The sequence below is a fragment of the Siphonobacter sp. SORGH_AS_0500 genome (genome assembly GCF_002838835.1).
In the GTDB taxonomy this organism is placed as follows: Bacteria; Bacteroidota; Bacteroidia; order Cytophagales; family Spirosomataceae; genus Siphonobacter.
In genome coordinates this window covers 1-8049 of sequence record NZ_NHPP01000031.1, presented here as the reverse complement: position 1 = coordinate 8049, position 8049 = coordinate 1, and the positions used below count along the sequence as shown (strand labels likewise).

The window sequence follows — 8049 nt, the reverse complement described above, 5'->3', positions numbered from 1 at the left end:
AATAACGAAGTATCCATCAGCCAGACCCTGCATCAAAGCAGAGGCTCCGAGACGGTTGGCACCGTGATCCGAGAAGTTGGCTTCACCTAAGGCGTAAAGACCAGGAACGGTAGTCATGAGGTTATAATCAACCCATAAACCACCCATGGTATAGTGAACGGCAGGATAGATACGCATAGGCACCACGTAGGGATCTTCACCCGTGATCTGCTTATACATATCAAAAAGGTTACCGTATTTTTCTTTGACAACGGCTTTACCCAATTCCAGAATCTGGTCATGGGAAGCATTGTGAATACCTCTTTTATTAACCTCTCCTTTACCATAACGCTCGTAAGCGGCATAGTAATCCAGGTAAACGGCCATTTTAGAAGTACCTACGCCATAACCCGCATCGCAACGCTCTTTGGCAGCCCGGCTCGCAATGTCACGAGGCACGAGGTTACCAAACGCTGGGTAACGACGCTCCAGGTAATAATCACGCTCGTCTTCAGGAATCTGATCGGCGGGGCGATTATCATTCTGTTTTTTAGGAACCCAGATCCGACCATCGTTACGCAACGACTCTGACATCAGTGTCAGTTTCGACTGATGGTCTCCTGAAACGGGAATACAAGTAGGGTGAATTTGGGTAAAGCAAGGGTTACCGAAGAATGCACCTTTACGGTGAGCTTTCCAGGCAGCCGTTACGTTAGAGCCCATGGCATTCGTTGACAGATAGAATACGTTACCATATCCACCTGTACAAAGTAATACCGCGTGACCGAAGTGACGCTCTAATTCACCTGTTACCAGGTTACGGGCAATGATACCACGACATTTACCATCGATCATGACAATGTCCAGCATCTCATGACGGGTATACATTTCAACCGTACCCGCTCCTACCTGACGTTGTAAGCCAGAGTAAGCACCAAGTAACAACTGCTGACCTGTCTGACCTGCTGCGTAGAACGTCCGCTGTACCTGGGTCCCCCCGAACGAACGGTTGGATAACAAACCGCCGTATTCACGAGCGAAAGGCACACCAGCCGCTACACATTGGTCAATGATGTTACCAGAAACTTCAGCTAAACGGTATACGTTTGCTTCACGAGCCCGATAATCACCACCTTTAATGGTATCGTAGAATAAACGGTAAACAGAGTCACCGTCATTTTGATAGTTTTTGCCGCATTGATACCACCCTGAGCCGCAATAGAGTGAGCCCGGCGAGCAGAATCCTGGAAGCAAAAAGCTTTTACTTTGTAACCTAGTTCGGCTAGTGTTGAAGCAGCCGAAGCACCAGCTAAACCCGTACCAATGATGATTACTTCAATGCTACGTTTGTTAGCGGGGTTAACGAGCGGTACAGTCGAGCGGTATTTCGTCCACTTCGATTCCAACGGCCCGTCGGGTATTTTGGCATCCAATTTAGGTGATGTTGCCATGGAATTAGTTCAGTTTATATACTCCGGAAAAAAGCTCCGGTCTGAGTTCTAAAGGAATCGGAGTTCAGAAGCGAGAACTTATGCTCCCAAACTTTTAATGTAGAAATAAACAGGCATTGCGGCAAACGCCAGGGGAATACCAATACCAAATACCCACACCCCCACGAAACGGATCAGGGGATTGTATTTGGGGTGATTCCAGCCCAAGGTTTGGAAGGCACTTTGGAAACCGTGTACCAAGTGATACGCCAATGCCCACATTCCTAACAGGTAAAAGGCTACCAGCAAAGGATTGGCGAAAGCGGCTTTGGTTTCTGCGTACAGGTCTTTAACAATCGTTACCCGTGTTTGCGTATCCTCGCGTACGAATTCTTCCATTTTACCCTTGATGGCGGGACCATTGTAGGCAGATGACGTTACTTCACCCGTAGTCATACTTTGCTCGTACTGACGGTAAGGCACCTCGCCAAACTTGTACTGCCACCAGAAATCGTGCATGTGAACGACGATGTAAAGCAGCAGGATCGTTCCGAGAATAGCCATGTTACGGCTAGCCCAGGAGCTCTGGTTGTGTACCACCACGTAACGCTGAGGACCACGAGCTTTGCGGTTTTTAGCCGCCAGCATCAGACCATCAATGGCGTGGAGAAGAATGAACGCGTACAAGCCGTAGGATACTACTTTAATCGGAGGAAATGTCGTCATGAAAACGGCATACTTGTTAAAGCCTAATCCTTCATCGCTATGGAACAATTGAAAGTTACCGCTCACGTGTACAATGAGGAAGACGCTTAAGAAAAGCCCCGTCAAAGACATGATAAGCTTGCGGCCCAGCGTACTAGAAAAAGTTTGTGTGACCCAGGACATCGTTTTTTGACTCGAAGAACAGTTAAAAATAGAGGGAACTATCCCTAATTAGCCCTCAAAACTACGGCACAAACGGTAGGCCGCCAAAGTGGATTCTTGATTTTTTGCTAATTAAAAATACCTTTTGCTCGTGAAAAGCGTTCAGATGTTGAAATTGGCATCGTATCCAACTCGAGGCGGGCTCCATTTAGAGGACTGATATCGGGAACTATTTGCTCTTAAGTTAAACCTATACGGTGTTGAAAAAGTTGTTAGGACGAGGAGTATTTTGCAAAATATCTACTCCTTAAAATAGACCTTTACAACCTCGTTGGAAGCTTTACCTTTGTTCACTTGTTGTGTTGTATTCTATTGTTTGTACCCCTTTATCCTAAGTATCCGTATCGATCTTGATTATACCTGCGTAGCATGAGAACCCTTTACCGTTATTTTGTATTACTGGCCATTACTATCTGTGGACTAGCTCACTCAGCCTGGGCTACTCACGTTCGGGCCGGTGAGATTACCTCCCGCCGTATTTCATCTACAGCCCTTACCTATGAACTTACCTTAACGATTTATTGCGACTGGGCTAACGGAGCAGATGCCACGCGAAATACTGCCGGTTCGGGTGTTAATTTCTGTTTTGGTGATGGTACTCCGGTGCAGAATACGCCTTTATTTACTCAGGGCTTACCCAATGGCGGTGTGGTAGATGTAGGAAATGACACCCGGCGACTAATTTTCAAGGTCATTCATACGTTCAATGCTCCCAATACCTATACCATATCTGTTGGTATTGATAACCGAAATACGGGTACCATCAATATCACGAATGGAAACTCTTCGCAATATCCTTTCTACGTTGAATCTACTCTGGCTATTAACTCATTTCTGGGCTTAAACAGCACGCCCGTCATGTTAAACCCACCCGTAGATTTCAATGCCTGCGTGGGTCAGCGTTACATTCACAACCCCAATGCAGTAGATGCAGACGGAGATAGTTTAGCGTACAGAATTACTCAGAATAAAACTACTAACGTAGGTGAATCCTGCCGCGGTTTCCTGGTTCCCAGTATTGTTTATCCTAATCAGGTGCCTGGTTGTAATGCCCAAAACGAAGCCGGAACCGGAGCCGCTACTTATAGCATCAATCCTGTGACGGGTGATCTGGTTTGGGATGCCCCCCGCTGCGTCGGTCAGTACAACCTGGCGTTTGTCATTGAAGAGTGGCGAAACGGTATTAAAATCGGTGAAATAACCCGTGACATGCAGATTACCGTGCGAGATTGTCAGAACAAACGTCCTACCATTGAAGTACCCGGAGACATCTGTATTGAAGCAGGAAAAGTGGTAAACTTTACCGTTCGCGGAACCGATCCTGACAATAACCGCGTCATCATTTCCTCTACCGGAGCCGTTTATCAACAAAATCCAGCTCTCATTACTGCTCCTTTTGCTACGTTTACCGTTCCTTCTACCATTCAGAGTTCACCCGGAACGGGATCATTCAGTTGGCAAACCAGTTGCGATCACATCCGGGCCTTGCCGTATGAAGTCTTGTTTAAAGTAGCCGATCAGCCCGGTTCGGTGCAACCCTATCTGGTAGATAGCAAAACGGTTAACATTCGCGTAGTAGCCCCCGCTCCAACAAACTTACAGGCAGTAGCCAACGGAACAGCGTATAACTTAACCTGGGCAGCCTATCCCTGTCAGGTAGCTGGTGCAGAAATTGTTATTTATCGAAAAGTGGGATGTACTGCCCTTACGCCCAACCTCTGTAGCCCTGGACCACCCCCGGGTTATACCGAAGTAGCTCGCGTACCTGCTACACAGACCTCGTATACGGATAACTCAACCAGTTTACGTCCTAATACAGTCTATAGTTATCGGATCGCTGTTTCATTCCCCGGCCCCAATAACCTGACCCGTTTCAGTAGTACTTACTCGAATGAGTCTTGTCAGGCTTTACCTAAACAGGCAATTTACATCACGAACGTTACCGTTGATGAAACCAGTACTACTGCCGGACAGATCACCGTAAAATGGACTCGCCCAGAAGTGACAGGTACGCGTGAGTATCGTATTTTCCGGGCTACGGGTTTAAATGGTACGGGTTATACCAGAGTAGGCACGATTACGACTAATTTATCAGCTCCTAAAACAGCAGACACCGTTTTCGTAGATCAGGGTTTGAATACGGAAGCGAATGCCTACCGGTATCGGGTGGATTTATATACAACAGCAGGGGTACGTTCAGATTCTTCGCAGGCGGCCAGTAGCGTTCGTTTGAGTGGAACGCCTCAATCGCGGTCCGTTCAATTGAGCTGGCAGGCTAATGTTCCCTGGAGTAACGACAACCAGACGCACCGTGTCTACCGTCAGGTAAGACCCGGCGTGTTTAACCTGATTCAGCAGGTAGCAGTCACCGGCTCTGGTTCTTATACCTATACTGATAATGGCCGCGACAATGTTACTTCTGATGGCGACATCAGTACTACGCTTTCACCGGATTCGACGTATTGTTACCGCGTTGAAACGGTAGGCTCTTACAACGATAATAGCATTCATCCGGGCTTGTTGTATAACTTCTCACAACGTCTGTGTCTGACACCAACGGATACTACTCGTCCTTGTCCGCCGGTACTTTCGCTGAATCTGCTCGATTGTGCCAGCTATGTTCAGGGCACTTGTGAGGAAGCTCCTTTCCGCAATACGCTAAATTGGACTGATGCCACAACAGGGCCCAACGGAGCAGCTTGTGATCCCAACATCGTACATTACAACGTTTATTACAAACGCTACGAAGACACGGGTGATTTTGCTAAAATTGGAGAAGTGCCTTTCCCAAGCCGCACCTATCTGCACGAAAACCTGAGCAGTTACGCGGGTTGCTATTACGTGACAACCGTGAACCGGTTTGGCGTGGAATCATTACCCAGTAACACGGTTTGTAAAGACAACTGTCCTGACTTTACCTTACCGAATGTAATCACGCCTAATAATGACGGCAAAAACGATACCTTTGAGCCCATCCGTTGTCCTCGCTTCGTGAAAGAAGTTCGCTTCCGGGTGTTTAATCGCTGGGGTGTGAAAGTCTATGAAAGCAACGATAATCCTCTGATCCAGTGGGATGGCCGTACGGATAGCGGTAAAGAACTAGCCGCTGGAACGTATTACTTCGAGGCTCAGGTTCGGTACGAACGCCTGAATAAATCCGAAGAAGATCGCCCCGTAACATTGAAGAGCTGGGTGCAAATCATTCGCTAATCTGATTCATAATTTAGTAACGAAAAAGGAACTGCTGGGCGGTTCCTTTTTTCATTAGCGAACGATTCTTTTGCCGAAATTGTCCCATAAGAAATGATGCATTCCTTATGGCGGTAATTCTTTTCGATGGCGTTTGTAACTTTTGTAATTCCACCATTAATTACATCATTGACCACGACGAGGGTCGGCATCGGTTTGCTTCCTTACAGTCGGAATTTGGGCAGGAGTTACTGAAAAAGAACAAGCGTTCCATTACCAATTTTGACAGTGTTATTCTTTGGGAAGACGGCTGTTTATACGAAAAATCAGAAGCGGCCTTACGCATTGCTAAACATGTAAAAGGCTGGAAATGGCTCTGGGCGTTCCGGTTTTTACCCCTTTTCCTCCGGAATGGGGTTTATAATTTAATAGCCCGAAATCGTTACACCTGGTTCGGAAAACGCGAAGCCTGCCGACTTCCCAGTCTCGAAGAACGGGCCCGTTTTGTTGGATAAGCCCAGTTCATCCTATTTTTGCGGTCAGAACAAACTTATCAGCATGAAAGCTTATGTTTTCCCGGGTCAGGGATCGCAATTTTCGGGAATGGGGAAAGACCTCTATGAATCTTCAGAAGAAGCCCGTATTCTTTTCGAAAAAGCCAACGATATTTTAGGTTTCCGCATTACAGATATCATGTTCAATGGTACCGATGAGGAACTGAAGCAAACGAAAGTAACACAACCGGCTATTTTCCTTCATTCCGTTATTCTGGCAGCCATCACGCCCGACCTAAAGCCTGATATGGTGGCAGGTCACTCTCTGGGTGAGTTCTCTGCTCTGGTAACGGCGGGTGTTTTATCATTTGAAGACGGCGTATCACTGGTTTCGAAACGGGCTTTAGCCATGCAGAGAGCCTGTGAAATCACGGCCTCTTCAACGATGGCAGCCGTATTAAGTTCGCTTCCTGATGAACAGGTAGCGGGTATTTGTGAGCAGGTGATGAAGGAAACGGGTGAAGTAGTGGTTGCCGCTAACTATAACTGTCCCGGCCAGTTGGTTATTTCCGGCTCGCAGGAAGGCGTTCGTATCGCCGGTGAAAAACTGAAGGAAGCCGGAGCTAAACGCGTGTTGCCCCTGCCCGTTGGCGGAGCCTTCCACTCACCCATCATGGAACCCGCCCGTGAGGAACTAGCAGCCGCCATTGAAGTGACGCCTTTCCACACCGCAAAATTCCCCATTTACCAAAACGTAAATGCCCTGCCTGCGACTCAAATCGACGCTATTAAAGCCAACCTCATTGCCCAATTAACGGCCCCCGTACGCTGGACCCAGTCCATTCAGGCCATGCGTGCCGACGGAGCAACTCTGTTCGTAGAATGCGGTCCAGGCAAAGTATTGCAGGGTTTAGTTAAAAAAATTGACGCTTCTGCGGAAACGGCTGGCGTGTAAAAAAAAATTCAGACTAAAAAACATTCGTATTCAGTGAGTTAACCAAAAATGATCATTTGAATGTGAAATTATTTTTAGTGAGGACTTGACAAGGGTGAAAAAATGCCCTTATCTTTGCACCACCAAAACGGAAATGACCGATGGTGTAATGGTAACACAGGAGATTTTGGTTCTCTTATTCAGGGTTCGAATCCTTGTCGGTCAACGAAAATTTTTAGATTAAAAGAAAACCCCTTTAGGAGCATCCTGAAGGGGTTTTCTGCTATTAATCCCGTTTACGATCCCTGATTTTCGTGCTTTTGTTCACAATTCGATGTATCGCCCTAAGCAAAGGAAAGCAACAATACTAGGCCCAAAAGTCAGGTTATTAGATACTTTTTTATATTTCAAGGGGTGTGGATAGATAAAATGAGAGATTGGAACTTCTCTAGAGCTTGTATAATCCTCTTGCGAACCCTCATTTCAATTTGAGGATCAAGGGCATAGTAGCCCGTCTCCTGACCCGTGCGGATCATCTCCAAAAACCGCACGGGTCAGGAGACGGGCTCCATCAATGCACGTTCTGCCGATTGACGTAAACGGTCTGGATCATGAGCGTATTGGCCCTGATGTTGATTGAGTAACAGGCTCAATCTGAGCGAAAGAGAATTTAGTAGCGGCCAGTACTCCGGCCAGGATGATAAACTTTTTCATGGGGTTGTTTTATTTTAGGGATGGATGGATTACTTAGTTAATCCAGAACGTCTGTCAGAATAGTCGAAACCATTTTGTATATCAGTTGGGCATGACGTAGGCTTATGATCTCCTCCGATAAATCAGATAAAAAAATCTGATTGCTGCCTAATGGGATTGTTTCATGCCGATTTCTTGCTCTCCGATTTGAAGATTATAGAGATAATCAGACTTAGTCGAAGGAAGAGCATCCAGATTAGTTGTATTATACTAATAGGTCATTTTTAAAACACTCTAAGATGTTGTGTAAATCCTGCCTAGATGTTCAAACTGGCAATCGATGAGAACGCGGAACCGGGTCGATTTCTCGCCCGGTCCCGGCTCCACTTTTTCAAGATGAATC

General features: G+C 46.6%; 4 protein-coding genes, 1 tRNA gene and 1 pseudogene. 4 read left to right on the top strand and 2 right to left on the bottom strand.

The genetic code is table 11. The features are described from left to right. Together sdhA and BWI96_RS21355 are read right to left on the bottom strand one after the other, a co-directional pair. A pseudogene (gene sdhA, locus BWI96_RS21360) lies at positions 1-1304 on the bottom strand (succinate dehydrogenase (quinone) flavoprotein subunit); the annotation flags it as partial. A gap of 204 nt (positions 1305-1508) precedes the next feature. Then, positions 1509-2297 (bottom strand): succinate dehydrogenase cytochrome b subunit, encoded by a 789-nt coding sequence (locus tag BWI96_RS21355; RefSeq protein ID WP_106638526.1) that lies wholly within the window; start codon positions 2295-2297, stop codon positions 1509-1511. A gap of 408 nt (positions 2298-2705) precedes the next feature. On the opposite strand from BWI96_RS21355, the gene BWI96_RS21350 reads away from it, so the two are divergent. The 4 genes from BWI96_RS21350 (at position 2706) to BWI96_RS21335 (ending at position 7179) form a co-directional block, all read left to right on the top strand. Next, on the top strand, positions 2706-5546 hold the full coding sequence (locus BWI96_RS21350; RefSeq protein ID WP_106638525.1) for a gliding motility-associated C-terminal domain-containing protein: 2841 nt from the start codon (positions 2706-2708) through the stop codon (positions 5544-5546). Positions 5547-5653: 107 nt separating this feature from the next. Next, a complete protein-coding gene (locus tag BWI96_RS21345; protein ID WP_106638524.1) occupies positions 5654-6040 on the top strand; it encodes a thiol-disulfide oxidoreductase DCC family protein in 387 nt (128 codons plus the stop codon). A 43-nt stretch (positions 6041-6083) separates the two neighbouring features. Then, positions 6084-6974: an ACP S-malonyltransferase gene (fabD, locus tag BWI96_RS21340; RefSeq protein ID WP_106638523.1), complete on the top strand. Its 891-nt coding sequence runs from the start codon at positions 6084-6086 to the stop codon at positions 6972-6974. Positions 6975-7108: 134 nt separating this feature from the next. Next, positions 7109-7179: transfer RNA gene (locus tag BWI96_RS21335), tRNA-Gln, on the top strand. The last annotated feature ends 870 nt before the right edge of the window (positions 7180-8049 follow it).